General features: G+C 65.5%; 26 protein-coding genes. 7 read left to right on the forward strand and 19 right to left on the reverse strand.

Annotation, left to right across the window (positions count from 1 at the left end; all coding sequences use genetic code 11):
• Nucleotides 1–11: 11 nt before the first annotated feature.
• A complete protein-coding gene (locus D8676_RS00580; RefSeq protein ID WP_121578900.1) occupies nucleotides 12–644 on the forward strand; it encodes a LysE family translocator in 633 nt (210 codons plus the stop codon).
• A 15-nt stretch (nucleotides 645–659) separates the two neighbouring features.
• On the opposite strand, the gene D8676_RS00585 is transcribed toward D8676_RS00580, so the two are convergent.
• Together D8676_RS00585 and D8676_RS00590 are read right to left on the reverse strand one after the other, a co-directional pair.
• Nucleotides 660–1,064: a Fur family transcriptional regulator gene (locus D8676_RS00585; protein ID WP_121578901.1), complete on the reverse strand. Its 405-nt coding sequence runs from the start codon at nucleotides 1,062–1,064 to the stop codon at nucleotides 660–662.
• Between the two features lie 133 nt (nucleotides 1,065–1,197).
• Nucleotides 1,198–1,938 carry an XRE family transcriptional regulator gene (locus D8676_RS00590; RefSeq protein WP_121578902.1) on the reverse strand — a complete coding sequence of 247 codons (741 nt, stop codon included), beginning with the start codon at nucleotides 1,936–1,938 and terminating at the stop codon, nucleotides 1,198–1,200.
• 221 nt (nucleotides 1,939–2,159) lie between these two features.
• Here D8676_RS00590 and D8676_RS00595 point away from each other — a divergent pair, with 221 nt between their 5' ends.
• Complete coding sequence (locus D8676_RS00595) at nucleotides 2,160–3,512, forward strand: NAD(P)/FAD-dependent oxidoreductase (RefSeq protein WP_121578903.1); 1,353 nt, start codon at nucleotides 2,160–2,162, stop codon at nucleotides 3,510–3,512.
• Nucleotides 3,513–3,537: 25 nt separating this feature from the next.
• Here the strand turns inward: D8676_RS00595 and D8676_RS00600 are convergent, their stop codons facing one another.
• From D8676_RS00600 to D8676_RS00625, 6 genes are all read right to left on the reverse strand, one after another.
• A complete protein-coding gene (locus tag D8676_RS00600) occupies nucleotides 3,538–4,533 on the reverse strand; it encodes an aldo/keto reductase (protein WP_121578904.1) in 996 nt (331 codons plus the stop codon).
• 178 nt (nucleotides 4,534–4,711) lie between these two features.
• Complete coding sequence (locus D8676_RS00605; RefSeq protein WP_183096910.1) at nucleotides 4,712–5,080, reverse strand: SgcJ/EcaC family oxidoreductase; 369 nt, start codon at nucleotides 5,078–5,080, stop codon at nucleotides 4,712–4,714.
• A 111-nt stretch (nucleotides 5,081–5,191) separates the two neighbouring features.
• A complete protein-coding gene (locus tag D8676_RS00610; RefSeq protein ID WP_121578906.1) occupies nucleotides 5,192–7,174 on the reverse strand; it encodes an ABC transporter permease subunit in 1,983 nt (660 codons plus the stop codon).
• Nucleotides 7,171–8,256, reverse strand: a complete 1,086-nt coding sequence (locus D8676_RS00615) for a betaine/proline/choline family ABC transporter ATP-binding protein (RefSeq protein ID WP_121578907.1) — start codon at nucleotides 8,254–8,256, stop codon at nucleotides 7,171–7,173. The genes D8676_RS00610 and D8676_RS00615 overlap by 4 nt, the downstream gene beginning before the upstream one ends.
• An 82-nt stretch (nucleotides 8,257–8,338) precedes the next feature.
• On the reverse strand, nucleotides 8,339–9,301 hold the full coding sequence (locus D8676_RS00620; RefSeq protein ID WP_121578908.1) for an ABC transporter substrate-binding protein: 963 nt from the start codon (nucleotides 9,299–9,301) through the stop codon (nucleotides 8,339–8,341).
• A 227-nt stretch (nucleotides 9,302–9,528) separates the two neighbouring features.
• Nucleotides 9,529–11,067: a bifunctional diguanylate cyclase/phosphodiesterase gene (locus D8676_RS00625; RefSeq protein WP_121578909.1), complete on the reverse strand. Its 1,539-nt coding sequence runs from the start codon at nucleotides 11,065–11,067 to the stop codon at nucleotides 9,529–9,531.
• A gap of 240 nt (nucleotides 11,068–11,307) precedes the next feature.
• On the opposite strand from D8676_RS00625, the gene D8676_RS00630 reads away from it, so the two are divergent.
• The 5 genes from D8676_RS00630 (at nucleotide 11,308) to D8676_RS00650 (ending at nucleotide 13,993) form a co-directional block, all read left to right on the forward strand.
• Nucleotides 11,308–12,228 (forward strand): D-alanyl-D-alanine carboxypeptidase family protein, encoded by a 921-nt coding sequence (locus D8676_RS00630; RefSeq protein ID WP_121578910.1) that lies wholly within the window; start codon nucleotides 11,308–11,310, stop codon nucleotides 12,226–12,228.
• Nucleotides 12,229–12,291: 63 nt separating this feature from the next.
• Nucleotides 12,292–12,561, forward strand: coding sequence for a DUF982 domain-containing protein (locus tag D8676_RS00635; RefSeq protein ID WP_245426506.1), 270 nt, complete (start codon nucleotides 12,292–12,294; stop codon nucleotides 12,559–12,561).
• A 147-nt stretch (nucleotides 12,562–12,708) separates the two neighbouring features.
• The gene (locus D8676_RS00640; protein WP_121578911.1) at nucleotides 12,709–12,954 is read left to right on the forward strand and encodes a hypothetical protein; all 246 of its coding nucleotides are present in this window, start codon (nucleotides 12,709–12,711) and stop codon (nucleotides 12,952–12,954) included.
• A 64-nt stretch (nucleotides 12,955–13,018) separates the two neighbouring features.
• Nucleotides 13,019–13,522 (forward strand): pyridoxamine 5'-phosphate oxidase family protein, encoded by a 504-nt coding sequence (locus tag D8676_RS00645; RefSeq protein WP_121578912.1) that lies wholly within the window; start codon nucleotides 13,019–13,021, stop codon nucleotides 13,520–13,522.
• Between the two features lie 75 nt (nucleotides 13,523–13,597).
• Nucleotides 13,598–13,993, forward strand: coding sequence for a low affinity iron permease family protein (locus D8676_RS00650; protein ID WP_121578913.1), 396 nt, complete (start codon nucleotides 13,598–13,600; stop codon nucleotides 13,991–13,993).
• 55 nt (nucleotides 13,994–14,048) lie between these two features.
• Here the strand turns inward: D8676_RS00650 and D8676_RS00655 are convergent, their stop codons facing one another.
• From D8676_RS00655 to D8676_RS00705, 11 genes are all read right to left on the reverse strand, one after another.
• Entirely contained in the window at nucleotides 14,049–15,065 is a 1,017-nt protein-coding gene (locus D8676_RS00655) for an SDR family oxidoreductase (protein WP_121578914.1), read from the reverse strand.
• 70 nt (nucleotides 15,066–15,135) lie between these two features.
• Nucleotides 15,136–16,167, reverse strand: coding sequence for a sulfate/molybdate ABC transporter ATP-binding protein (locus tag D8676_RS00660; protein WP_121578915.1), 1,032 nt, complete (start codon nucleotides 16,165–16,167; stop codon nucleotides 15,136–15,138).
• On the reverse strand, nucleotides 16,164–17,057 hold the full coding sequence (cysW, locus tag D8676_RS00665; RefSeq protein ID WP_121578916.1) for a sulfate ABC transporter permease subunit CysW: 894 nt from the start codon (nucleotides 17,055–17,057) through the stop codon (nucleotides 16,164–16,166). The genes D8676_RS00660 and cysW overlap by 4 nt, the downstream gene beginning before the upstream one ends.
• Nucleotides 17,054–17,881 (reverse strand): sulfate ABC transporter permease subunit CysT, encoded by an 828-nt coding sequence (cysT, locus tag D8676_RS00670; protein ID WP_121578917.1) that lies wholly within the window; start codon nucleotides 17,879–17,881, stop codon nucleotides 17,054–17,056. The genes cysW and cysT overlap by 4 nt, the downstream gene beginning before the upstream one ends.
• Before the next feature lie 92 nt (nucleotides 17,882–17,973).
• Nucleotides 17,974–18,969 (reverse strand): sulfate ABC transporter substrate-binding protein, encoded by a 996-nt coding sequence (locus tag D8676_RS00675; protein WP_121578918.1) that lies wholly within the window; start codon nucleotides 18,967–18,969, stop codon nucleotides 17,974–17,976.
• Between the two features lie 161 nt (nucleotides 18,970–19,130).
• Complete coding sequence (locus D8676_RS00680) at nucleotides 19,131–20,231, reverse strand: ionic transporter (RefSeq protein WP_121578919.1); 1,101 nt, start codon at nucleotides 20,229–20,231, stop codon at nucleotides 19,131–19,133.
• Between the two features lie 75 nt (nucleotides 20,232–20,306).
• On the reverse strand, nucleotides 20,307–20,897 hold the full coding sequence (locus D8676_RS00685) for a DedA family protein (protein ID WP_121578920.1): 591 nt from the start codon (nucleotides 20,895–20,897) through the stop codon (nucleotides 20,307–20,309).
• Nucleotides 20,898–20,975: 78 nt separating this feature from the next.
• A complete protein-coding gene (locus tag D8676_RS00690; protein WP_121578921.1) occupies nucleotides 20,976–21,893 on the reverse strand; it encodes an SMP-30/gluconolactonase/LRE family protein in 918 nt (305 codons plus the stop codon).
• Between the two features lie 231 nt (nucleotides 21,894–22,124).
• Entirely contained in the window at nucleotides 22,125–23,156 is a 1,032-nt protein-coding gene (mepA, locus tag D8676_RS00695; protein WP_245426575.1) for a penicillin-insensitive murein endopeptidase, read from the reverse strand.
• Nucleotides 23,157–23,336: 180 nt separating this feature from the next.
• Nucleotides 23,337–24,251, reverse strand: coding sequence for an SDR family oxidoreductase (locus tag D8676_RS00700; protein WP_121578923.1), 915 nt, complete (start codon nucleotides 24,249–24,251; stop codon nucleotides 23,337–23,339).
• Between the two features lie 53 nt (nucleotides 24,252–24,304).
• Entirely contained in the window at nucleotides 24,305–24,808 is a 504-nt protein-coding gene (locus tag D8676_RS00705; RefSeq protein ID WP_183096911.1) for a GNAT family N-acetyltransferase, read from the reverse strand.
• Nucleotides 24,809–24,812: the final 4 nt, after the last annotated feature.

Genomic DNA, 24,812 nt, shown 5'->3' on the forward strand with positions numbered 1-24,812 from the left:
GTGAAAGCCGAATGGAAATTCTCGCATCGGCTGCTGCCTCGTCGAGCCTGCTCTCCTTCGCGCTCACCTCTGTGATCATCGAGCTGACGCCCGGCCCGAACATGACCTATCTGGCGCTGGTTTCGGCGCAGGACGGCAGGCGCGCAGGCTTCGCCACCGTCGCCGGCGTGGCGCTCGGGCTCGCTGTCATCGGCGTCATCGCCGCCTTCGGCGTCGCCGAGCTCGTCCAGTCGTCACACCTGCTCTATGACGGCCTGCGCTGGGCCGGTGTGCTCTTCCTGCTCTTCCTTGCCTGGGAAGGCTGGACTGGCGGCACCGACGTCGTCGCCAGCGAGGCACAGTCGCGCAGTCGCTATTTCATGCGCGGCCTCGTCACCAACCTGCTCAATCCCAAGGCCGCCGTCTTCTATATCGCGGTGCTGCCGACCTTCATCGACACGGCGCGGCCGGTGCTGCCGCAGACCGTCTCGCTCACCGTCATCTATGTGCTGGTCGCGACGCTCATCCACGCGGCGATCGTCGTGCTTGCCGGCGCGCTGGAGCCGTTCCTCAACGATCCCCGCCGCGAGAAGATCGCGCGTCGCCTGCTCTCGGCGCTGCTTGCCTGCGTCGCGATCTGGTTCGGCTGGTCGACCGCTCGATAGCAGGGACGGTTTCGGCTACGCGGCCTCCGCCAGGCACCTGGCGCAGGTGCCGCGGAACTCGATCACCGCCTTCTTCGCGGCAAAGCCGGTCGACCGCACCCAGTGGTCGAGCTGCTCGCCGACCTCGTGGTCGGACATCTCCACCACCTGCCCGCAGCGGTCGCAGATGGCGAAGGCGGTCATGTCGTGACTGTGGTCATGCGGCTCGGCGCAGGCGACGAAGGCGTTGAGGCTCTCCAGCCTGTGCACGAAGCCGCCCTTGATCAGCGTGTCGAGCGCCCGGTAGACCTGCAGCGGCGCGCGGAACCCTTGCTCGCGCAACTGATCGAGCAGCGTGTAGGCGCTGAGCGGGCCGGCCGAAGCCTCCAGCCTTTCGAGAACGCAGATCTGGTTCCGGGTCAGCGCTTCGCGGGCAGCCATGGGTCCACTTCCATCGTCCGATGATCGTCAGCCTGGAAAATGGTGACGATCCAGCCCCGTTGCTACCGGTTCCCGCCCGCAAAGACAATCTTGCCCACTTTCGGGCTCGACCCGTCCTCGAGGAGCGCGCCCCTCAATCGCCCTGGTGGCGCTGCGGATAGGAGATGATGGACAGGTAGCGGATGGGCAGTTTCGTCAGTTCCTCCGGCCCGTGCGGGGCGTCGGCGTCGAAGAACAGGCTGTCGCCCGGCAGCATGCGGAAGAGGTGCGAGCCGTGGCGATAAACCACCTCGCCCTCCAGCATGTAGAGGAACTCCATGCCCTCGTGCTGGAAAGTCGGGAACACGTCGGAGTTCTGCGACAAGGTGATGAGATAGGGCTCGACCACGACGCCCGACGTGTTGGCGTCGACATGGCCGAGCAGATTGTACTGGTGGCCGGCGCGGGTGCCGCGCCGCTCGATCTCCAGCCCCTCGCCGGCCTTGACGAAGACCGCGCTGCGCTCCTCCTCGAAGCGGCGGAAGAAGGCCGTCACCGGCACGCCGAGCGCCCTGGACAACGCCTGCAGCGTGGTCAGCGAAGGCGAGGTGATGCCATTCTCGATCTTCGACAGCATGCCGAGCGACAGGCTCGTCGCCTGGGCGAGGTCGGCGACCGTGATGCCGAGCTTCTTGCGGAAGGCGCGCACCTCGCGGCCGATCGCGACTTCCAGCACCTTCTCCTTGGAGTCGCGCACCGCGTGCGGGTTCTGCGTCAGCGGCGGGCGTATGGCGTGGATCTCGGCGACCGCCTGGCGGAACGATTTCACGCCTTCGGCCGCAGCCGCTTTCTCACGCGGCTTCTTGCCCTTGCCGATTACCCCGGTGCTCGCCATCGCCCCTCGCTCCCTACAGGGCTGATTTCACCCCGATGAATGATTTATCCCTTTCATATGCACTGACAGGAATCGATCTGCAACAATGCCGCACGAGCGGCTCGCCACTGCACTCAGCCGGCGGGCGCCGCGTTAGCACCCGCATTGACAGGCTTACAGGAGAAATTATTGTCCTCACAGTGAAATTTGTTTCCAATAAAGACAACGGGGAATTCATACCAATGGGAGCATCCAAGAAGCGCGTCGCCGTCATCGGTGCAGGCCCCTCGGGGCTCGCCCAGCTCAGGGCGTTCAAGTCGGCGGCCGACAAGGGGGCCGAGATCCCCGAAATCGTCTGCTTCGAGAAGCAGACCGACTGGGGCGGGCTGTGGAACTACACATGGCGCACCGGGCTCGACGAGCACGGCGACCCGGTGCACGGCTCGATGTACCGCTACCTCTGGTCGAACGGGCCGAAGGAATGCCTGGAATTCGCCGACTACACGTTCGAGGAGCATTTCGGCCGGCCGATCGGCTCCTACCCGCCGCGCGCCGTGCTGTGGGACTACATCAAGGGCCGCGTCGAGAAATCAGGCGTGCGCAAATGGGTGCGCTTCAACTCGCCGGTGCGCATGGTGACCTGGTCGGACGAGACCAGGAAATTCACCGTCACCGCGCATGACCGCACCGAGGACCGCACCTATTCGGAGGAATTCGATTACGTCGTTGTGGCGTCGGGCCATTTCTCGACGCCGAACGTGCCGTGGTTCGAGGGTTTCGACACGTTCCAGGGCCGCGTGCTGCACAGCCACGATTTCCGCGACGCCACCGAGTTCCAGGGCAGGAACGTGCTGGTCGTCGGCCGTTCCTACTCGGCCGAGGACATCGGCTCGCAGTGCTACAAGTACGGCGCGAAGTCGATCACGGTCAGCTACCGCTCGGCCCCGATGGCCTTCAACTTCCCCGAAGGCTGGGAACAGAAGCCGCTCCTGCAGAAGGTCGTCGGCAAGACCGCGCATTTCAAGGACGGCTCGACCAAGGAGGTCGACGCGATCATCCTCTGCACCGGCTACCTGCACCACTTCCCCTTTCTCACCGACGACCTCAAGCTGAAGACCAACAACCGCATGTGGCCTTCAGGCATCTACAAGGGCGTCGTATGGGAGAAGAACCCGGCGCTGTTCTACATCGGCATGCAGGACCAGTTCTACACGTTCAACATGTTCGACGCGCAGGCATGGTACGCGCGCGACGTGATGCTCGGCCGCATCGAACTGCCATCGCCGGCCGAGATGGCCGCCGACAGCCAGAAATGGCGCGACCGCGAGGAGACGCTCGCCGACGCCGAGCAGATGATCTGGTTCCAGGGCGACTACACCAAGGAACTGATCGAGGCGACCGACTATCCGTCCTTCGACATCGAGGAGACCAACAAGACCTTCATGGAGTGGGAGCACCACAAGATGGAGAACATCATGGGTTTCCGCGACAACGCCTACCGCTCGCTGATGACCGGCACCATGGCGCCCAAGCACCACACCAAGTGGATGGAGGCGATGGACGACTCGCTGGAGAGCTATCTGCAGACGAAGTGAGACGGCTAACCGCTAGAGCACGGCTCTAGCGGTCCACCGCCGCCATCGCCCTTTCGCTGTAGCGCGGCCCGGCCGTCCTGCCGGGGGCTAGGGCATCATCGAGGGTCGCCATCTGCGCGGCATCGAGCTTCAGCGACGCGGCAGCGATATTCTCCTCCAGATATTTGCGCCGCTTCGTGCCGGGGATCGGCACGAAGGTCTCGCTCTTGTGCAGGATCCAGGCCAGCGCGACCTGTCCCGGCCTGGCGCCGACCTCGGCAGCCACGTCGCGGACGGCCTGAGCGGCGCTGACGTTGGCGTCGTAGTTGGCGCCCTGGTAGCGCGGGTCGTTGCGGCGGTAATCGCCTTCCGAATATTCTTCCGCGCGCTTGACCTCGCCGGTCAGGAAACCGCGGCCGAGAGGCGAGAAGGGGACGAGCCCGATCCCGAGATCGCCGAGCGCCGGAATGACGTCGGCTTCGAGGTTGCGCTCCCAGAGTGAATATTCGCTCTGCACTGCCGACACGGGATGCACCGCATGGGCGCGTCGGATGTTGGCGACGCCCGCCTCGGACAGGCCGAAGAAGCGGACCTTGCCCTGCTTCACGAGATCGCCGACGGTGCCCGCGACGTCCTCCATCGGGACGGCCGGGTCGACGCGGTGCTGATAGAGCAGGTCGATATGGTCGGTCGCGAGGCGGAGGAGCGAGGCTTCGACCACCTCCCTGATATGCTCCGGCCGGCTGTCGAGGTCCATGCCGACCTGCTTGCCGTTCTCGATGCGGAAGCCGAACTTCGTCGCGAGGACGACCTGGTCGCGGCGGCCCTTGAGCGCCCGCCCCAGCAGGTCTTCGTTGGTGAACGGCCCGTAGACTTCCGCCGTGTCCAGGAAGTTGCAGCCGAGCTCGATGGCGCGATGCAACGTGGCGATCGACTCCGTCTCGTCGGCAGGCCCGTAGGACTGGCTCATGCCCATGCAGCCGAGACCGACGGCCGAGACTTCAAGCCCCTGGCTTCCGAGTTTGCGCTTACCCAGGCTCATGACGTGACCTCCGTTCGCCGCTCCGTTCACGACGTTAGATAGAGCCGCCCGATGACATTCAAAAGAGGCTTTGGGCCCGGAGCGTGATGCGGTTTCTCAGAATCGTCACCACGCTCCAGCCTTTTTGTTTCAGCATGATCTCTTCCGAAAACCGGTTCCCACTTTTCGGGATCATGCCCTAGTCGCCGAATCTCGGCGAACCGTGGTGCTGGGCGATCTTCCAGTTGCCGTCCTTCTTCACCAGCACCCATGTCATGCGGTAGGGGCTCGGCGTATCGCCGTCGGCGAAGTCGACATGACCGCCGGTTATGGCGAGATCGGGCGCGATCTCGCGCACCTCGGGCATCGGGTACGACCTGACCCGAACGCCGGCAGGGCGTCCGCCGAAATAGGCCCTGATTTTCTCGCGCCCCTTCTGCAACTCGTCGACCGAGCCGAACAGCATCGCGTCCTCGGTGTAGAGCTTCATGTGGCGGTCGAGGTCATGGGCGTTGAAGGCCGCGATCCATTCGGCGAGCAGCGCCTCGACGGTCGGCGTAGCGGTCATGTCGTTCCTCCCTGACGATTTTCCCGGGAAGCTGGTTACCATGCCATGCGGCGCGGCTCCACGATGAACGCTTAGCCCAGTTTCGACCCGGGCGGTACTATCCCGCCAATGTCAGCCGAGCCGCGCCCTTGCCCTTGCGCTCCAGGCGTTGAACAGGCGATCGGCGATGATGCCGATGAAGGCGATCGCCAGGCCGGCGACGATGCCGCGGCCGGCATCGGCCTTGGACAGCGCGATGAACACTTCCTGGCCGAGGTCGCGTGTACCGATCATCGCGCAGATGATGATCATGGCGAGCGCCATCAGGATCGTCTGGTTGATGCCGAGCATGATCTCCGGCAGCGCCAGCGGAAGCTGCACCTTCCAGAAGGTCTGCCGCCTGGTGCAGCCCGACACGACGGCCGCCTCGATCAGCGCCGGTGGCACCTGACGGATGCCGTGGTTGGTGTAGCGGATCGCCGGCACCACGGCGAAGGCGACGGTGGCGATCATGGCGGTGACGTCGCCGACGCGGAAGAGCATCACCACCGGGATGATGAAGCAGAAGGAGGGCAGCACCTGCAGCGTGTCGATGAACGGGGTGATGATCTTCTCGAAGCGGTCGCTGCGCGAGGCGGCAAGCCCCAGCGGTATGCCGATCAGGCAGGCGACGACGACGGATATGCCGGTCAGGTAGACGGTGGCCATCGTCTTCTCCCACAGGCCCACCATCGCGCAGAACGCCGTTAGCGCCGCCACGAGCAGGGCAAGCCTGGCGCCGCCGAACTGCCAGCCGGCAAGCCCGAGCAGGAACACCGCGCCGAGCCACGGAAAGCCTTCGCAGAAGGCGCGCACGGGATTGAGGACGTAGAGGATAAGGAAGACGCGGAACGCCTCGATCACGTCGAAGAAATTGACGGTGATCCAGTTGAGCGCGATGCGCCACGCCGGCGCGGTGGTGAAGGTGATCGCCTTCGGCACGTCGGCGAAGAAGGATATGGCAAGGCTCGCCAGCGTCGTGCCGATGAGCAGGATGGCGGCAAGCGTCAGGTTGGGATGGCGCACCCAGAAGCTCTGCCCGTCGGTGAGTTCGCCGTGATATTCCGACTGTCGGCGCGCCGCCGCCTGGCTCAGCCGGTCGAGCGCGATGGCGAGCGCGACGATGGCAAGGCCCGCCTCCATCGCCTCGCCGACCTTCAGCGCGCGCAGCGCGAGCAGCACGTCGTAGCCGAGCCCGCCGGCGCCGATCATCGAGGCGATGATCACCATGTTCAGCGCCAGCATGATGACCTGGTTGACGCCGACCATCAGCGTCGGCCGCGCCGAGGGCAGCAGCACCCGCCAGAGCTTCTGCCGGGGCGTGCAGCCGGCCATCTCGCCGAACTCGCTGATCTCGGTAGGCACGCGGGCGAGGCCAAGCATGGTGGCGCGCACCATCGGCGGCGTCGCGAAGATGGCGGTCGCGATCATCGCCGAGACCGGGCTGTTGCCGAAGAGCAGCAGCATCGGGATCAGATAGGCGAAGGTCGGGATCGTCTGCATCAGGTCAAGCGCCGGCAGGACGAGGTACTTTTCCACCCACGGCCGCTTCCACGCCCATATGCCGACGAAGAGCCCGGTGGCGATGCAGAACGGTACGGCGATGGCGATGAGGCCGAGCGTCAGCATGGCGCTCGTCCATTTGCCGAACAGCGCGATGTAGAGGAAGAGGCCGCCGGAAAGCAGGGCGAGCCGCATGCCGCCGAAGGCGCGGCCGGCGAGGAAGGCCGCCGCGACGATGCCGACCCAGGAGAGGCGCGGCAGCGTGAAGGCGTCGGCGCCGGTGCCGATCTTGAAGTTCTTGGCGAGCAGGTCGAGCGCGAAATCGAGCGGCACGCCAAACACCGCGGTGATCGAGCGGGTCAGCCAGCTCAGATTGACCTTGAGCCAGTTCATCAGCCAGCTGATCCAGTCGTCGACTGGCACCACCGCCCAGGCCGGATAGTTCACAGTCCACGGCACGACACTGCGGGCAAGGAACATGGCAAGCACGATCGCCAGCGCCGCGGCCCAGATGGCCAGCCATGTCTGGACGGGCCGCGCCCTGACGGTTCCGGCGTCGGCGGCGATCGTCACGCAGGCGCTCCGCGGTTGTCGAGGCCAGCGAGGAGATTGATGACCGCCTCGGGCGTCACCTCGCCGATCGGCTTGCCGGCGCCGCTGGCAACCGCGAACGGCTTCTTTGCGGCGATGATCTCGGCCGAGAAGCTCGCCACCCGCGCGTCGGGCGATACCGTGCCCGCGTGCTGCCCCTTGCCTGCTGGCCGCATGATGCTCCTGGCGGAGATCACCTTGGCGCGCTGCACGTCGCGCGTGAACTCGGCGACGTAGTCGGTCGCCGGCTTCACCACCAGTTCCTCCGGCGTGCCGATCTGGATGACCTCGCCGTCCTTCATGATGGCGATGCGGTCGGCGAGGCGTATCGCCTCATCGAAATCATGGGTGATGAAGACGATCGTCTTCTTCAGCACCGACTGCAGCCGCATCAGCTCATCCTGCATCTCGCGGCGGATCAGCGGGTCGAGCGCCGAGAAGGGCTCGTCGAGGAACCAGATCTCCGGCTTGGTCGCCAGGCTGCGGGCGATGCCGACGCGCTGCTGCTGGCCGCCGGAAAGCTCGCGCGGATAGAAATGCTCGCGGCCGCGCAGGCCGACCAGATCGATCACATCGCGGGCGCGTGCCTCCCGCTCGGCGCGGCCGATGCCCTGGACCGACAGCGGGAAGGCGATGTTCTCCAGCACGTTCAGATGCGGCAGCAGCGCGAAATTCTGGAACACCATGCCCATGCGGTGGCGGCGCAGCTCGATCAGCTCGGCGTCGGAGATGGACAGCAGGTCCTTCCCCTCGAACTCGACCTTTCCGTAGGTCGGCTCGACCAGCCGCGACATGCAGCGCACCAGCGTCGACTTGCCGGACCCCGACAGGCCCATGATGATGAATATCTCGCCCTGTCGGATCTCGAGGTCGATCGCGCGGGCCGCACCGACCAGCCCCGCCTCGACAAGCTCCGCCGAGCTGGCCTTGCCGTCGCGGCGCCGGATGAAGTCCTGGGCACCGGAGCCGAACAGCTTCCAGACATTGCGGCAGGCAAGCTTGATCGGACGCGAATCCTTGCTCTTGCCCGCGACGACAGGAGTTTCCTGCGAGGCGATCGTCATGCTCTGCCTTCTCGATAATACGGAAGAATTGAGCGGCCCCGATCGTCGCCCGAACGGGACCGCTTGTCCACGACGAACTGCGTTACTCGGCCCAGGCCTTCCAGGTCGCCTCGTTCTCGGCGATCCAGCCGGCCGCCACATCCTCAGGCGACTTGCCGTCGAGATCGACCTGGCCGCTCAGCGCGTTCAGCACGTCGGTGTCGATCTTGTAGTTCTTCGCCACCTTGTAGGCGATCGGCCATTTGTCCTTCATGCCTTTCCAGGCATATTTGTAGATCTCGCCGGTCGGCTTGCCGCAGTCATAGGCAGCGCTGGTGTTGGAGCCCCAGGCCGGGTCCTCGTAGCACTCCTTGGTATAGGGCGGGAACTCGACCCACTCGCCCTTGTATTTCGCCGGGGCCCAGTGGGGCGAATAGATCCACAGCATGATCGGCGCCTGCCGCTGATAGGCGGAGTCGAGCTCGGCGAACATCGCCGCGTCGGTGCCGGCGTGGATGACCGTGAAGGGCAGGCCGAGCGAGACGACGCGCTCGTCGTCAAAACCTTCCCAGGTCACCGGCCCGCCGAGATAGCGGCCGTTCGGCGCCGTCTCCGGCGTCGAGAACGCCTCGGCGCATTTCGGGTCCTTCAGCGCCTCCCAGTTGGGCAGGCCCGGGCACTTCTCCTTCATGTAGGCCGGGTACCACCATTCTTCCTTGGCCTGCGGACCGAGCGGGCCGAGATTCTCGGTCTGGCCGGTGGCGTCGGATGCCACCATCGCCTCGCCGGCGGTGGTCTGCCAGTATTCCATGGCGAGCGTCAGGTCGCCATTGGTGAGGCCGGTGGTGAGGCTGGAGAGATAGTCGGCGGTCGGGTACTCGACCGTGTAGCCGAGCTTCTCGAGTACGCCGCCCATGATCTTGGCGTTGAGGTTGACGCTGGTCCAGTCGAACAGCGCGATCTTGATAGGGTCGCTCGATTCAGGCGCCTGCGCATAGGCGGAAGGCGTGCAGAAGCTAGCGGCGATGAGTGCGGCCGCCCCCATTCCCAGAAACTTGACGTTCATGCTGTGCTCCCATTGTACGAACTTTCGATACCTGTTCCCCGTCGCGCGCCTTGGCGGCGCGTCGTTCGCGGCTGTACCGCGTTTTTCATGTTATGAAAATTTATATACCAACGTTCAGCCCACGCAATGGCTGAAGTGTCCGACGCAACGAGTTTGGCTGGAGCGCGGGGCCGGATCGGCTGGCAAAATTCCGGCGGGAAACCTGTTCCGGCTTTTACGGGATTCTCTCAGTGGAAGCCTTGGCCGCCGCCGGCCGCACGCTTCAACGCGCCGTTCTCCATCCGGAGCGGCGCGGGGTGCCCGAACAGGAAACCCTGGAACACCTCGCAGCCGGCGGCGCGCAGCAGCGTCGCCTGGCTCTCCGTCTCGACGCCCTCGGCGATGGCATGGACGCCGAGCGCCCGCGACAGGCCGACGATGGTGGAGACCACCGCGCCCGAGTTGGGGTCGGTGTCGAGGCGGCTGACGAAGGAACGGTCGATCTTCAGCTTGTGGAAGGAGAAGTCGATCAGGTAGCTGAGGTTGGAATAGCCCGTGCCGAAATCGTCGACGGCCACCGAGATGCCCATCTCGGTCAGCTGCTTCAGGATGGCGGCGGCGCGCTCGCGATCCTGCATCATCGCCGTCTCGGTCAGCTCGAGCTCCAGCCGCTCGGGCTTGATGCCGGTCTCGCGGATCACGTCGCCGACCAGCCCGACGAAGTCCTTGGTCATGAACTGGACGGCCGAGATGTTCACCGCCACGAAGCAGTCGTCGGGCAGGTGGCGGGCGTCGGCGCAGGCCTTGCGCAGCACCCATTCGCCGATCGGCCCGATCATGCCGGTCTCCTCGGCGATCGGAATGAACTCCATCGGCGGGATCATGCCGCGCTCGGGGTGCTTCCAGCGGATCAGCGCCTCGTAGCCGACCGTCCTGCCCTTCAGCAGGTCGATCTGCGGCTGGTAGTGCAGGTCGAAATCGCCGCGTTCGAAGGCGACGTTGAGTTCCGCCTCGACCCACTGCCGGTAGTCGGCGACCTTGCCGATCTCGGGATGGAACACGGCCCAGTTGCCGATGCCGGCGGCGCGTGCGTTCTGCAGCGCCAGGTTGGAGCGCCTCAGCAGGAGCACGGGGTCGTCGCCATCCTTCGGCATGGCGACGACGCCGATCGACACGTTGACCGACTGCTGGTGGGCCGTCAGGTCGTAGGGCTCCATCAGCTCGGCGATCAGCCGCTCGGCGATGACGTCCATCGACATGTTGAAATAGGCGTCCGGGTAGAGCACGGCGAACTCGCCGGCGCCGATGCGGCCGATGACGACCTTGTCCGGCAGGGCCGCCTTCAGCCGCTGGGCGAAGGCGCGAACCAGTTCGTCGCCCTTGGCGTAGCCTATCGATTCGTTGATCTGCTTGAAGCGTCCGATATCGATGTCGATCAGGAAGACCGGCTCGCCGGTCCTTTTCGTTTCCTGCGCCGCCTCGGCGATCTTGCCGATCATGGCCGGTCGCGACAGAAACCCGGTCAGCTTGTCGAAATGCGTCTCCTTGACCACGTAGTCCACCGACTCGTCGACGCCCGCGAAGAAGGACATCGCAGCGCCGCCGGCCGCCAGCGCGCATAGCCCAGCGATGACGGCGCCGACCACTTCGGCCGGCAGGCCGACGACGCCGTCGCCGAAGCCGAACTGCAGCCCCCACAGGCCGAGTATGAAGCTGCCGAGCCCGGAACTGGCGATCGTGATCAGCCGGAACACCGGACTGCGGCTGGGGTGGCTGACTGCGGGCATGCACAAATTTCCCGATTCTGCGGGAACCTCTAGCACTTGCCCCTTAAGACGGGTTTCCCTGGGCAACTCGCATTTTAGCGAATGGCATCAAAGCTTCGGCAGCCGCCCGTTTCCGCCTGCGGCCGGCCACCGCGGACGCGATGGCGATGCGATTTGCCGCCGGCTGTTGCAGAAAGGGAATGGCAACGGCTTCCGGCATAGGTTAGTCGGATAGCCCATCATGTCGCCATCGGATACGTTATGAACGACGCATATGCCGCGACCGCATCGGCCGCCGCCGGATGGCATGGCCTGCTCCGCAGGATGCTTGCCCTGGTCGCCGTGCTCGTGCTGGCCGCCGGCTGCGCGACGAGCGAAGCGACACTCGACGTGGTTTCGCCGCCGCCGGGTCCGGAAACGAAATATTCGGCACTGGTGATCGACACGGCAAGCGGCGCCACGCTCTATCAGGCCAACGCCACGGCGGCGCGCTATCCGGCGTCGCTGACCAAGATGATGACGCTCTATCTGCTGTTCGAGGCGATCGAGCAGGGACGCGTGTCGAAAACCTCGGAAATCCCCGTGTCGTCGTTCGCGGCCCGCCAGCCGCCGTCGAAGATCGGCATCCGGACAGGCCAGACGATCGACGTGGAGAGCGCCATCCTGGCGCTCGCCGTCAAGTCCGGCAACGACTGCGCGGTGGCCGTCGCCGAATATCTCGGCGGCACGGAGGAGCAGTTCGCCCAGCAGATGACGGCGCGGGCGCGCCAGCTCGGCATGACCGGCACCGTGTTCCGCAACGCGTCGGGCCTGCCCGATCCCGAGCAGCGCACGACGGCGCGCGACATGGCGATCCTCGGCATGGCGCTCAAGTCGCGCTTTCCGCAGCACTTCCACTATTTCTCCGAGCGCGACTTTGTCTTCCGCGGCAAGACCATTCGCGGCCACAACGACCTGATCGGCCGCGTCGACGGCGTCAACGGCATCAAGACTGGCTATATCAAGGCGTCCGGCTACAACATCGTGACGTCGGTGGACCGGGGCTCGCGGCGGCTGATGATCGTGGTGATGGGCGCCGACAGCGCCCGCGCCCGCAATGCGCATGTCGAGGAGCTGATCGACAAGTATATGCGCCCGCCCGCTCCAAAAAGCATGCTGAGCTCGCTTTCTCCCTTCGATTGACCGGAACCCGCGTCGGGCAAGACGCGTTTATCTCCGCTGAAACGACTGAGCGGAGACCCAGTCATGGAACAAACGGCCAGCCTTGAGAAAGAAGACCGCATGCCGTTCGGCAGTTCGGTCTGCGTGCAAATCAGCGACAGTACGAAACGCGAGGTCAAATCCGTGCGCGGCGCGTGCGAGATCCTGATCGATTGGCCTCATTCGCGCCGTGGACCTGTCTACCAGGTCACGATGGCGGCCCTGCAGTCGGCGCTCGCCGGAAAGGTGACGGCCGAGGAGGCGCATGATGCTTTCGTGGCCTTCGCCAAGCATGCAGGGGTGCTGGCGACATGATGGAGGCGACGATGAACGATGCAGCCGGGCAGACCGGACGACCCAGTCCGGCGCCCGAACCTTTCCCAGGCCCCCCGTCCGAGCCCATTCCGCCGGAGCCCGCGCCGCCGCCGGGGCCGATCCCGGTGCCGCCGGTGAGGTGACGTGATGAGCGACGCGCCGAAGGCCGACAGATCGAAGAACGGGCCGAAGACCCCGCCGCCGGACGGCGAGCCGAAGGAGCCGACCAGGGACCGCGACAGCACGTCGAAGAGCAAGGTCGCGGAGGTGCAGGATCCGCTGATTTCGGGCGATGCCGGCAAGCCGGGCGGGCGCGTCGAGACCAACGAGGCCAATGTCGACGAGGCCGGCCAGATCCGCCGCAAGAAGCGCGTAGTCGATCTTCTTCATTAGCGTCGTCCGGGCCGGAACGCTTTTTCGGTATCGCCGTTTGTCCTCAGCCCGAGAGGAGACACCAATGAGCTACAAGGACAAGACGGACCTGACCCCGGAAGAAGCGCGCGACCGCGTCTGGGAACTCGCCGAAGACATCAATATCTGCATGTTCGTGACCTGGGATGGAGAGCGTCAGCGTGCAAGGCCGCTGGCGGCCAATGTCGATCGCGACGCGCACGCGATCTATTTCCTGACCGACGTCACCGGCATGAAGGACGACCAGATCGAACGGTTTCCGATCGTGACGCTCGCCTTCGCCGATACCGGCGGCAACAAATATGTGAGCCTCACCGGCGAGGCGACGGTCAGCAACGACCGCGCCAAGATCGGCGAGCTGTGGACTCCCGATAACAAAGCCTTCTGGGATTCCAAGGACGATCCTGACATCCGCCTCATCACGGTCCGGCCGGAAGACGCCGAGGTGTGGGATAGTCCCGGCATGATCGTCGCCACGGTGAAGATGCTGACCGCCGCCGTCACCGGCGCCAAAGTGGAACTCGGAAACAACCGCAAGGTCACGATGTAACGGAGCAGAAGTCGAGATCGTCAGGTGCCGGCGCCCGGCTCGGGCGTCGGCTTTTTGACGGGAGGGCAGCAATTGATGGAACGGCTCTTCACCAAAATCGCCAACGCTGTCGCCCACGCTGCCGGCAAGCCCGAAACCTTCATCGGCTGCTGCGTGGTCATCGTCGTCTGGGCCGTCTCCGGTCCGTTCTTCGGCTTCTCCGACACCTGGCAGCTCATCATCAACACCGGCACGACCATCATCACCTTCCTGATGGTGTTCCTGATCCAGAACACGCAGAACCGCGACGGCGCCGCGCTTCAGGCCAAGCTCGACGAACTGATCCGCGTCGGCGAGGCCGAGAACAGGTTCATCGGCATCGAGCACCTCTCCGAAAGCGAGGTCGAGGAATTCAGGCGGCTTTGCGAGAAGGCCGCGAAGGCGCACGGCGAGAAACAGAAGCACAATGCCAGGCGGCGCGGCGCGGCCTGACGCCAGCACCTGTCTGCCGGTTGCCGCCGAGAATCGAAATACGTCTCGCTCCAGCCTAGTAGCCGCCGATGATCGGCAGGATCTCGCCGGTGATATAGCTGGAGCAGTGCGGCGACGCCAGGAACACATAGGCCGGCGCGATCTCCTCGGGCTGGGCCGGACGCTTCATCGGCGTCTTGGCGCCGAATTGCGAGATGTCTCCCGCTTCCTTGTCCGACGGGTTGAGCGGCGTCCAGACGGGACCGGGCGCTACCGCGTTCACGCGGATGCCGCGCGCGAGCAGGTTGCCGGACAGCGCGCGCGTGAAGGCGTGGATGCCGCCCTTGGTCATCGAATAGTCGACCAGTTCCTTCGAACCGTCGATGCCCGTGACAGAACCGGTGTTGATGATCGACGAGCCCGGCTCCATGTGCGGGATCGCCGCCTGCGCCATGTGGAAATAGCCGTAGAGATTGGTCTTCAGGGTGGTGTCGAAATGCTCCGGCGTCAGGTCCTCGAACTTTTCCGAATGGATCTGGAAGGCGGCGTTGTTCACCAGAACGTCGATGCGGCCGAACTCCTTCACGGTCCGCGCCACCGCCTTCATGCAATTGGTACGCTTCGACACGTCGCCGGCGATCGTGATGCAGCGGCGGCCTTCCGACTCGACCGCCTTTTTGGTGGTTTCGGCGTCCCTCCGCTCGGTGAGGTAGCTGATGGCGATATCGGCGCCCTCGCGCGCGAAAAGTACGGCCACCGCGCGTCCTATGCCTGAATCGCCGCCGGTGACCAGCGCGACCTTGCCGTCCAGCTTCTTCGAGCCGAGGTAGAACGGCGCGTCATAGAGCGGGACAGGCTCGATCCGATCTTCTATGCCGGGCTTCGGATGGTGCTGTTTGGGAAAGGGCGGTTCCGGATATTTGCGCGCGCCGAGCTGAGCCGGCTTGGGTTTTTCTTCCGGCGATGCCTTGTCCCTGGCGTCGACGCCCGCCTGTATCCTGCGCTGCTTCGAGGCGGCCGCACTGGCGTCATCCTTGGCGCCTTTCTCCGTGGCGGCCCCGTCCTTCGCGCTTTTTCTGGTCTTGTCGAGCATGGCTCTCTCCCGGTTCGATGCCCGCTAACGCGCGACCGGGAGGAAAGTTGTGGGGAGCCGGGGTTTTTCGTCAGTTGGACGCGCTCTCGGCGAAGACGCGGGCGCGGTGGATGCGCACGAAACCTTGATCGCCCGCGCGCGCCACGGTTTCCGGCGGGACGTCGAGCTCGACCTGCTCGCCCCCGGCCGTCCTCGCCAGGATGCGGCGGCCGTCCGGCTTGTCGATCACGCGGGTGACGGTGGCAGCAATGCCCGGCTCGGTCGCCGACCAGTCGAGGTCGCGCGGGCGCAGGTAGACGCTCGCCGCCCCGTCCCCGAAGCCGGCCGCCTCCAGCGATGCGCCGCCGATCTCGGCCTTGCCGTTCGCCACCGTCGCGCCGAGGCGGTTGGCGTCCCCGAGGAAATTCATCACGAAGGCCGAATTCGGATTGCGGCAGACCGCCTCCGGCGTGCCTTCCTGCACAATTTTGCCTTCGTTGAGGATGACGACGCGGTCGGCAAGGTCGAGCGCCTCCTCTTGATCATGCGTGACGAAGAGCGTGGTGATGCCGAGTTCCTCGTGGATCTCGCGCAGCCAGCGCCTGAGATCGCGCCTGACATTGGCGTCGAGCGCGCCGAAAGGCTCGTCGAGCAGCAGTACCTTCGGGTCGACGGCGAGCGCGCGGGCGAGCGCCACGCGCTGCCGCTGGCCGCCGGAAATCTGGCTCGGGAAGCGTCCGCCAAGATTGTCGAGCTTGACCAGCCGCAGCAGTTCGGCGACCCGCGCCTCCATCTGCTGTTTGCTTCGCTTCACCTTCGACACCTTCATGCCGAAGGCGATGTTCTCGCCCACCGTCATGTGCGGGAAGAGCGCATAATGCTGGAAGACGAAGCCGACGCCGCGGTCGCGCACCGGAATGTCGGTGGCGTCCTGCTCGCCGAAATAGATGTGGCCGCCATCGGCATATTCGAGGCCGGCGACCATGCGCAGGATGGTCGTCTTGCCGGAGCCCGAAGGACCGAGCAGGGCGACCAGTTCGCCGCTCGCGATATCGAGCGAGACGCCGTGCACGGCGCGGAAGGTGTCGAAGGTCTTCACGACATTGTCGAGGCGGATCTTCATGGCGTCTTTCCTTGCGCAGCGGGCGCCGGGGAGGCGAGGGCCGGCCTTCCGGCGCGCCCGGCGCCCTGCCGTTCGAGCAGAACCTTGGCGATGATGGTGACGATGGCGAGCACGGTGAGGATCGATGCGGCCGCGAAGGCGCCCACCGTCTGGTAGTCGTGGTAGAGCAGCTCGATATGCAAAGGCAGCGTGTTGGTCTGGCCGCGTATGTTGCCCGACACGACCGACACCGCGCCGAACTCGCCCATGACGCGGGCGTTGCAGAGCACCACGCCGTAGAGCAGCGCCCAGCGTATGTTGGGCAGCGTCACCGAGAAGAAGGTGCGCCAGCCGCTGGCGCCGAGCGAGGTCGCGGCCTCCTCCAGGTCGCGGCCCTGCGCCTGCATCAGCGGGATCAGCTCGCGCGCTACGAAGGGGGCGGTGACGAACATCGATGCGAGCACGATGCCCGGCAGCGCGAACATGACCTTGATGCCGGCGGCGTCGAGCGCCGGGCCGAAGACACCCTGCAGGCCGTAGACGAAGAGGTAAGCGACGCCGGCGACGATCGGCGAGACCGAGAAGGGGATCTCGATGACGACGATGAGGAAGCGCCTGCCCCAGAAATCGAACTTGGTGATCGCCCAGGCCGCGGCGACGCCGAAGGCGGTGTTGAGCGGCACCGCGATCAGCGCGGTGAGGACCGTCAGCCAGATGGCATGGCGGGTGTCGGGATGCGCGATCGTGTCGGCAAAGACGCCAACGCCGAGCGAGAAGGCCTGGTAGAGGATGACGAGCAGCGGCGCGAGGATGAGGAACGCACCGACGATGAGCACGAAACCGAGCAGCGTGCGGCGGACGGCCGGCGTGTCGCCGACGCGCGGCGGCTTCTTGCGGAGAGGCGCGCTCATGCCCGCGTCTTCTCGGTATAGCGCAGCGCGCGCGCCTGCATCAGGTTGGTTATGGCGAGCATGACGAAGGCGGTGATCAGGAGCACCGAAGCGATGGCGGCCGCCGCCTGGTAGTCGTATTCCTCGAGCCGGATGAAGGTGAGCAGCGCGGTGATTTCCGTCTCCATCGGCTGGTTGCCGGCGATGAAGATGATGGCGCCGAACTCGCCGAGGCTCCTGGCGAAGGACAAAGAGACGCCGGCGAGCAGCGCCGGGGTGAGCAATGGCAGGATGACGCGCATGAAGATCGCGCCGTCACTTCCGCCGAGCGTCTGGGCCGCTTCCTCAAGCGCGGGGTCGAGGTCCTCCAGCACCGGCTGCACGGTGCGCACGATGAACGGCAGGCTGGTGAAGGACATCGCCACCATGATGCCGAGCGGCGTGTAGGCGACCTTGATGCCGGCCTCGGCGAGCACCGAGCCGAACCAGCCGTTCTGGGCGAACAGCGTGGTGAGCGCGATGCCGGCGACCGCGGTCGGCAGCGCGAAAGGCAGGTCGACGATGGCGTCGATCAAGCGGCGTCCCGGAAAGCGGTAGCGCACCAGCACCCAGGCGAGCGCCATGCCGAAAACCAGGTTGAAGGCGGTGGCGGCGAGCGCCGAGAGCACGGTCACGCGGTAGCTGGCGACGGCGCGCGCCGACGACACGATGCGCCAGTAGTCCTCCGGCCCGAGGCTTGCCGCCTTGAACACCAGTGCGCCGAGCGGCAGCACGACGATCAGCCCGACATAGAAGAGAGTGATCCCGAGCGACAGGGTGAGCCCGGGCAGGACGCGTCTTCTCACACGTGGACCTCTGCGTCTGGAGCGGTTGCGAAAAACGATATGCGGCCGGCGGGCAATGCCCGCCGGCCATCAAGACCAAACAGACCGTCAGGTCAACGGTCGCCGTAGATCTGGTCGAGCAGCGCGCCGGAGGCGAAATGCTCTTCCTGGGCCTTGTCCCAGCCGCCGAACACGTCCTCGACGGTCACCAGGCGGACCTCGGGGAACTCGCCCTTGAACGCCTCGGCGACCGCCTCGTCATTGACGCGGTTGCCGTTCTCGGCTGCGATCTTCTGGCCTTCCGGGCTGTACAGGAATTCCAGATAGGCCTTGGCGGCTTCGCGCGTGCCCTTCTTGTCCACCACCTTGTCGACGATGGCGACCGGGAACTCGGCGAGCAGACTGACCGACGGCGTGACGCGCTCGAACTTGTCCTCGCCGAATTCCTTGGCGATGCCGCGCGTCTCCGATTCGAAGGTGATCAGCACGTCGCCGACCTCGCGCTCGACGAAGGTGGTCGTCGAGGCGCGGCCGCCGGTGTCGAAGACCGGCACGTTGGCGAAGATCTTGGCGACGAACTCCTTCACCTTCGCCTCGTCATTGTCGAAGGCCTCCCGCGCATAGGCCGTCGCCGCGAGGTAGGTGTAGCGCGCATTGCCCGATGTCTTCGGGTTCGGGAAGATCACCTTCACGTCGTCGCGGACGAGATCGTTCCAGTCCTTGATGCCCTTCGGGTTGCCGGCGCGCACCAGGAAGGACGGCAGCGAGTACCAGGGCGACGAGTTGTTGGGGAAATCGTTCTTCCAGTCGTCGGAGACGAAGCCGTTCTTGACCAGGAAGTCGATGTCGATGACCTGGTTGAAGGTCACGACGTCCGCCTCGAGGCCCTCGACGACGGCGCGCGCCTGCTTGGAGGTGCCGGCATGCGACTGGTCGACGGAGATGTCCTTGCCGGTGTCGGCCTTGTATTGCGGCACGAAGGCGGCGTTCTCCTGGACGAAGAGCTCGCGCGCAACGTCGTAGGACGCGTTGAGGATCTTGTCCTGCGCGCTGGCCGGCCCGGCGAGTATGGCGGCGAGCGCCGCGCCGGCGAGAATGAGGCGGTTCATGATGGCTCCCTGACGGATGGATGGATTTTGCCGGAAACTAGCCGACGCGGCAGTCTTGCGAGAGGTACGCAAGACTGCGGCCGGCATAGTCGGGAGAATATTTTTCTACGCCGGGCGCAATTACGGGCTGTTCGTTTGCGCCGAGGCCGCCTGGCCGGGCGTCACGGGAAAAAGATCAGGAAGACATAGGCGCCGAAGACGACCAGATGCACGAGGCCGGTGAGCATGGTCGTGCGCCCCGTGCCGAAGCTGATGATGCTTATGCCCAGCCCGAGCAGGAGCAGCACCGTGTCGCCCGGATCCAGCCCGAGCGTCAGCTCACGGCCGGTGAGGAGGCTCGCGGCGGCGACGGCCGGTATCGTCAGACCGATGGTGGCGCAGGCGGAGCCGAGCGCGATGTTCAGGCTACGCTGCAGCTCGTTCCTGAGCGACGCCCGGATCGCCGCCAGCGATTCCGGCAGCAGCACCAGCGTCGCGATGAAGGCGCCGACGATCGCGTCGGCCCGGTCGACCTGCAGCGCGACCAGCGCGTCCTCGACGCCCGCTGCGATATCCTCCGCCAGCAGCACGACGCCGGCCAGCCCGACGAAGAGCAGGACGACGTTGAGGGCGATCCCGTCCCTAGCGATGTGCCTGCCCTGGTCGGCCTTCACGAGCTCCTCGACGAAGTCCTCCTTGCGCGATCCCATCTGCGCATAGACGAAGCTGCCGTAGAGCAGGATCGAGAGCACGCTGACGAAGGCGAGCTGCTTGGGCGAGAACGTGCCGTGGCCGACCGACAGCGTGAAGTCCGGCAGCACGAGCGTCAGCACCGCGAGCGCCGTCAGCAGCGACAGATAGGCATTGGTGCCCTGCCTCTTCAGATCCTGATGCTTGTGGCGCAGCCCGCCGAAAGTGAGGCAGATGCCGATGACGCCCCCGCAGACGATCATGACCGTGGAGAACACGGATTCTCGCGCCAGCGTCGGGTTGTTCTCGCCGTGCAGCATCATCGAGACGATCACCGAGACTTCGATGGTGGTAACCGCGAAGGTGAGAACCAGCGTGCCATAGGGTTCGCCGATGCGGTGCGCGATCGCCTCGGCGTGGTGCAGGGCCGCGAAAACCGCCGCGAACACCAGCCCGATCGCCAGCAGCGAGAGAACGAGCCGGACCGGAACCGCCGCATGCTGCGCCGAGACGATGCCGAGCTGCAGGGTCACCGCTAGCAGCAGGGTGGCCACGGGAAGCGCATTGAACGCAACCTTCTGCCGTCCGGTCATGCTTTTCCCCGCAGTACCTGCCCTAGGCCTACCACTACACCAAGGCCGGCCGGGCCGCGACGGGAAAGACCGCGCTTACTGGGGCGGGATCCTGGTGGCGCGGCGGCTGAGGCGATGGGCGACGTACCAGCCGCCGACACCGGCGACGACGCCGATGCCGAGCCCGATCAGCAGGCGCTGGTGCCGGTGCAGCGTATCGCCGACGATATGCTCCGCGCCGAGGCCGAAGACATAGCCGATGCCGCCGAACAGGGTCGTCCAGATGAGCGCGGACAAGGCATTGAGGACCACGAATTTCGGCGCTGCGATGCCCGACAGGCCAGCCGCCACGCCGCCGACCAGCCGGAAGCCGTAGACGTAGCGGTTGCCGAGTACATAGAGCGTCGGATAGCGCTGCATCAGGTCGAAGGCGCGATCGAAACCTGGCTTCGCCCGCAGCCGCTGCACGAACGGCCTGTCTGCGAAGCGGCGGCCGCACAGGAAGAAGGCCGCGTCACCGCCGAATGCGCCGAGGAAGACGGCCATGAAGGCCTGCCACGGCACGAACACGCCCTGATGCGCGAAGAAGCCGGCGACGATCGCCGCCGTCTCGCCTTCCGCCAGGCAGCCGGCGAAGACGGCGATCAGCCCGTATTGCTCGATCAGGCTATGGAGGGTGTCAGACATTGCCGACCATCGCGCGACCGGTGGAGCGAATGGAAGATCGGGCGGGGCGGGTCACGGAACCGACCCCGCCGGCCGATCTCAGTAGGTCTTTGCGCCGTTGACCATCAGGCGGACCATGTAGAGCGAGGTCGTGCCTGCAATGTAGAGGTCGTTGCGCTTGGAGCCGCCGAAGCAGACATTGGCGACCACCTCCGGCACCTTCACCTTGCCGATCAGCGTCCCGTCCGGCGCGTAGCAATGGACGCCGTCGGCGGCGCTCGTCCAGACATTGCCTTCCTCGTCCAGCCGGAAGCCGTCGAAGAGGCCGGCCGTGCACTCGGCGAAGACCTTGCCGCCGCGCACCTTCTTGCCGCCGGCCGCGACGTTGAAGACGAGCATGTGGGCCGGATGGTCCGGCACATGGGTGCGGCCCGTATCCGCGACGTAGAGCTTCGATTCGTCGAGGGAGAAGGCCAGCCCGTTCGGCCGCACCATGTCGGTGATGACGGCGTCGACCTTTCCCGTCCCCGGATCGACCCGGTAGACATGGCAGGCGCCGATCTCGCTCTCGGCCTTGTCGCCCTCATAGTCCGTGTCGATGCCGTAGGCCGGGTCGGTGAACCAGATCGATCCGTCCGACTTGACGACTGCGTCGTTGGGCGAATTGAGGCGCTTGCCCTGCCAGCTGTCGGCGATGGTCGTTATCGAGCCGTCGAACTCGGTGCGGCTCACCCGGCGGCCGGAATGCTCGCAGGAGACGAGCCTGCCCTGCCGGTCGACCGTGTGGCCGTTGGTGTTGCCGCAGGGTTGGCGGAACACGCTGACGCCGCCGTCCGTCTCGTCGTAGCGCAGGATGCGGTTGTTGGGGATGTCCGACCAGAGAAGATAGCGGCCGGCGGCGAACCAGACCGGGCCTTCCGCCCACTGGCATCCCGTATAGAGCTGGCGGACGCCGGCGTTTCCGTTGACCAGTTTCCCGAAACGCGCGTCCAGAATCTCGTAGTCGCTTGCCGGCATGAAGTCCCTCCCAATGCGCTGGCCCGGACCGGGCTCATATCATCACGGCGATGACGCCAGACAATCGCGCCGCTCGCCGCATCCCGCTGAATGCGGCGAGATAAGAGGAACATTCACGCGCTTTGACAAGCCCGTCCGCAACGAAAGTGCATCGCCGGCGGGATCGGCCGGCAAGCCGACGTGTATTGTCCGCGAGCGGCGCGGCGCAGGAAACACCCTGCGCCCCTGCCGTCATTGATCCGGCCGCCAGTCGGGCAGCGGCACGGCGACGCCCTCGGCCGGCAGGTAGGCGCTGGCGCCGATCGACACGCCCGGCCGCGGCACGATTTCCCCGGCGGACTCGATGACCGACGCAATCGACGCGCCGCCATCGACGCCACTACCACCACTGCCGCCGCCTCCGAAGGTAGCAGCCATCTCGGATGCCGGCGCCGGCGCATTGAGCACCATGCGGCATTCCTTCGGCAGCGCCGACATCTTCATCACGTCGCGCGCCTTGGGCGCATCCGGGTTCTTGTTCGGCCGCCACGGCTCCTCGGTGAACCACCAGGCGAGCGACTTGTCGCAGCCGTCGCCGGGCGCGGTCGCCGGTTGCGACTTGCAGCCGGTGGAGCCCGGCTGGCAGCCGATGCGGATGTGGAAATGGTAGTCATGGCCCCAGAACGGACGCACCTTGCGCAGCCAGGAGCGGTCGCCCGTCACCGTGTCGCAGAGCTTCTTCTTGATACCGGGGTGGACGAGGATGCGCTCGACTTCCGGGTAGCTCGCAGCGCGCCTGAGCAGCCGGGCATGCGCCGGCGTCCAGACCTTCTCGTTGACGGTCAGCCCGCCCTTCTTGATCATCGAGACGGCGCTGATGTTCTCGCGCTCGCTCACCGACAATGTGCGGCCCGGCATCGGGTTGAGCCAGATATCCGCGTCAAGGCCGATCTGGTGCGAGGCGTGACCGGTCAGCATCGGGCCGCCGCGCGGCTGCGAGATGTCGCCGATGAGCAGCCCCGGCCAGCCGTCCTTCTCGGCGGCGTCGCGCGACAGCTTCTCGATCAGCGCGATCATCGTCGGATGGCCCCAGCGGCGGTTGCGCGAGAGGCGCATGGCCTGCCAGGTCGGCCCGTCCGTCGGGATGGCGACGCCGCCCGAGAAACAGCCCTTCGAATAGAAGCCATAGGATTTAGCCGGGATGGCGGCCGGCAGCGGTTGGTGGCCGAACAGGTTTTTCGCAAGCTCCTCGGCGCCGGCCTGCGGCGCCTCGATGCCGGACATGGCGAAAGCGGCGACCGCGACGGCCGCAAGCTTCAGCACGGATGTCAGAAGTGTCTTCATGGGCTGTCCCAGCCTTTCTCCGGCCCCGACCCTGGACCCCGATGGTTACCCAACCGTAAACGCCCCACGCCACCGTCGATCGCGCGCTTTCGCGATCCTCGAAGCCCATCTCGCGTCCGTCTAGCGCTTCATCGGGCTCCTTGCGTCGCTCTCGCCTTCGCCCTTCCAATCGCCCGTCGCCCACATGGCATCGAAGGCCGAGCGGTAGTCGGGATGACGAAATCGATAGCCGGTCCCCTTGAGCGCCGCGTTCGAGACGCGCTTGTTCTCGCCATAGAAAGACCGCGCCATGGGCGAAAGTTGGGCAGAGGCGAAAGGAATCTCCGGCGGCGGCTCGACCCCCATCAATCCGGCGGCGTAAGTCACCACGTCCTGCGGGGGCCCCGGCTCGTCGTCGGTGACGTTGAAGACCCCGCCGAGGTCGCGCTCCGCCAGATGCCAGAGCGCGCCGGCTATGTCGGCGGCATGGATGCGGTTGAACACCTGGCCGGGTTTTATCAGGCGCTTGGCCGTGCCGCTCCGGAGATTGACTAACGCATTGCGGCCCGGCCCGTAGATGCCGGACAGCCTGAGCACTGCGACGGGCACGCCGGCCTTTTCGCCCAGCGCCAGCCACTGGTTTTCGGCTTCGAGGCGCAGCTGGGAGCGTTTCGACACCGGCCGGCATTGGCCGGTTTCGTCGACCCAGCCCCCATCGTAGTTGCCGTAGACTCCCACGGTGGAGAGGTAGCCGATCCAGCGAAGCTGTGGCGTCAGTCTCGCCAGATCGCCTCCAACCATTTCGACCACCGGATCGCCGCCTTCTTCGGGCGAGATCGAGACAATGAGATGCGTCGCCTCGCCCAGCGACTTCAGCAGATCGGGCGAAAACTCTTCCCCGTCGAAAAGGATCGGTTCGATCCCCACGCGTCTGAGCGCATCGAACTTTTCGGTCGAGCGCGTCGTGCCGGCGATGTCGATCGTTGGATCGCTGCGTGTGGCCGCAAAAGCTTTCGCTGAATAGCCGGCGCCGAGGATGAAGAAGCGTGATGTCATGCGTTGACCAGTCGTGGGATGGGAGTGAAGCAGCCAGCCATTCGGGTAGTGTCTCAGTTTGAATTCCCATGTCCGAATGCGAACTCGATCCGATTCGGGCGGGGGCCTGGCCGACCAGTTGCCCGAAAACCCGCCTTGGTCAGTAGTCCAATGGAGGCTGAATTATCTGGATGTGTTTCAGCGATGATCGGCCTTGAAGCAAGCGACGGTCTAGTGGCGATCTGCTCAAGCAAACCTTGAAGAGCCTCGTATGCGTATCCCTTTTTCTGATGGTCCACACCTAGCCAGTAGCCAATCTCGATGGTTTGGTCAGGATGATCGATTACGCCTACAGCACCGATCATTGGGCCATTCGCGAGCCGAACAGCGAAGAAGAACTCCTTGGTTTCCTCTTGGGCGGCAATGAGCGCCGCCGCTTTCGCGGTGGGTAACCCGCCTTCCATAAAGGCCATCCACTGATAAACTTCAGGCACGTTGCTGATTGCAGCTAGCTCCTCAGCGTCGTCTGGTGTGAGCCGCTGTATCCGGAGCCGGTCCGTCGTGAACGCATCAAGCATGGGA

The sequence above is a fragment of the Mesorhizobium sp. YM1C-6-2 genome, from assembly GCF_003666685.1.
Classification (GTDB): Bacteria; Pseudomonadota; Alphaproteobacteria; order Rhizobiales; family Rhizobiaceae; genus Mesorhizobium_K.

Coding starts and splice junctions, on each gene's coding strand:
- D8676_RS00580 (WP_121578900.1), top strand. CDS start 12: ATGGAAATTCTCGCATCGGCTGCTGCCTCGTCGAGCCTGCTCTCCTTC.
- D8676_RS00585 (WP_121578901.1), bottom strand. CDS start 1,064: ATGGCTGCCCGCGAAGCGCTGACCCGGAACCAGATCTGCGTTCTCGAA.
- D8676_RS00590 (WP_121578902.1), bottom strand. CDS start 1,938: ATGGCGAGCACCGGGGTAATCGGCAAGGGCAAGAAGCCGCGTGAGAAA.
- D8676_RS00595 (WP_121578903.1), top strand. CDS start 2,160: ATGGGAGCATCCAAGAAGCGCGTCGCCGTCATCGGTGCAGGCCCCTCG.
- D8676_RS00600 (WP_121578904.1), bottom strand. CDS start 4,533: ATGAGCCTGGGTAAGCGCAAACTCGGAAGCCAGGGGCTTGAAGTCTCG.
- D8676_RS00605 (WP_183096910.1), bottom strand. CDS start 5,080: ATGACCGCTACGCCGACCGTCGAGGCGCTGCTCGCCGAATGGATCGCG.
- D8676_RS00615 (WP_121578907.1), bottom strand. CDS start 8,256: ATGACGATCGCCTCGCAGGAAACTCCTGTCGTCGCGGGCAAGAGCAAG.
- D8676_RS00620 (WP_121578908.1), bottom strand. CDS start 9,301: ATGAACGTCAAGTTTCTGGGAATGGGGGCGGCCGCACTCATCGCCGCT.
- D8676_RS00625 (WP_121578909.1), bottom strand. CDS start 11,067: ATGCCCGCAGTCAGCCACCCCAGCCGCAGTCCGGTGTTCCGGCTGATC.
- D8676_RS00630 (WP_121578910.1), top strand. CDS start 11,308: ATGAACGACGCATATGCCGCGACCGCATCGGCCGCCGCCGGATGGCAT.
- D8676_RS00635 (WP_245426506.1), top strand. CDS start 12,292: ATGGAACAAACGGCCAGCCTTGAGAAAGAAGACCGCATGCCGTTCGGC.
- D8676_RS00640 (WP_121578911.1), top strand. CDS start 12,709: ATGAGCGACGCGCCGAAGGCCGACAGATCGAAGAACGGGCCGAAGACC.
- D8676_RS00645 (WP_121578912.1), top strand. CDS start 13,019: ATGAGCTACAAGGACAAGACGGACCTGACCCCGGAAGAAGCGCGCGAC.
- D8676_RS00650 (WP_121578913.1), top strand. CDS start 13,598: ATGGAACGGCTCTTCACCAAAATCGCCAACGCTGTCGCCCACGCTGCC.
- D8676_RS00655 (WP_121578914.1), bottom strand. CDS start 15,065: ATGCTCGACAAGACCAGAAAAAGCGCGAAGGACGGGGCCGCCACGGAG.
- D8676_RS00660 (WP_121578915.1), bottom strand. CDS start 16,167: ATGAAGATCCGCCTCGACAATGTCGTGAAGACCTTCGACACCTTCCGC.
- cysW (WP_121578916.1), bottom strand. CDS start 17,057: ATGAGCGCGCCTCTCCGCAAGAAGCCGCCGCGCGTCGGCGACACGCCG.
- D8676_RS00675 (WP_121578918.1), bottom strand. CDS start 18,969: ATGAACCGCCTCATTCTCGCCGGCGCGGCGCTCGCCGCCATACTCGCC.
- D8676_RS00680 (WP_121578919.1), bottom strand. CDS start 20,231: ATGACCGGACGGCAGAAGGTTGCGTTCAATGCGCTTCCCGTGGCCACC.
- D8676_RS00685 (WP_121578920.1), bottom strand. CDS start 20,897: ATGTCTGACACCCTCCATAGCCTGATCGAGCAATACGGGCTGATCGCC.
- D8676_RS00690 (WP_121578921.1), bottom strand. CDS start 21,893: ATGCCGGCAAGCGACTACGAGATTCTGGACGCGCGTTTCGGGAAACTG.
- mepA (WP_245426575.1), bottom strand. CDS start 23,156: ATGTCCGGCATCGAGGCGCCGCAGGCCGGCGCCGAGGAGCTTGCGAAA.
- D8676_RS00700 (WP_121578923.1), bottom strand. CDS start 24,251: ATGACATCACGCTTCTTCATCCTCGGCGCCGGCTATTCAGCGAAAGCT.
- D8676_RS00705 (WP_183096911.1), bottom strand. CDS start 24,808: ATGCTTGATGCGTTCACGACGGACCGGCTCCGGATACAGCGGCTCACA.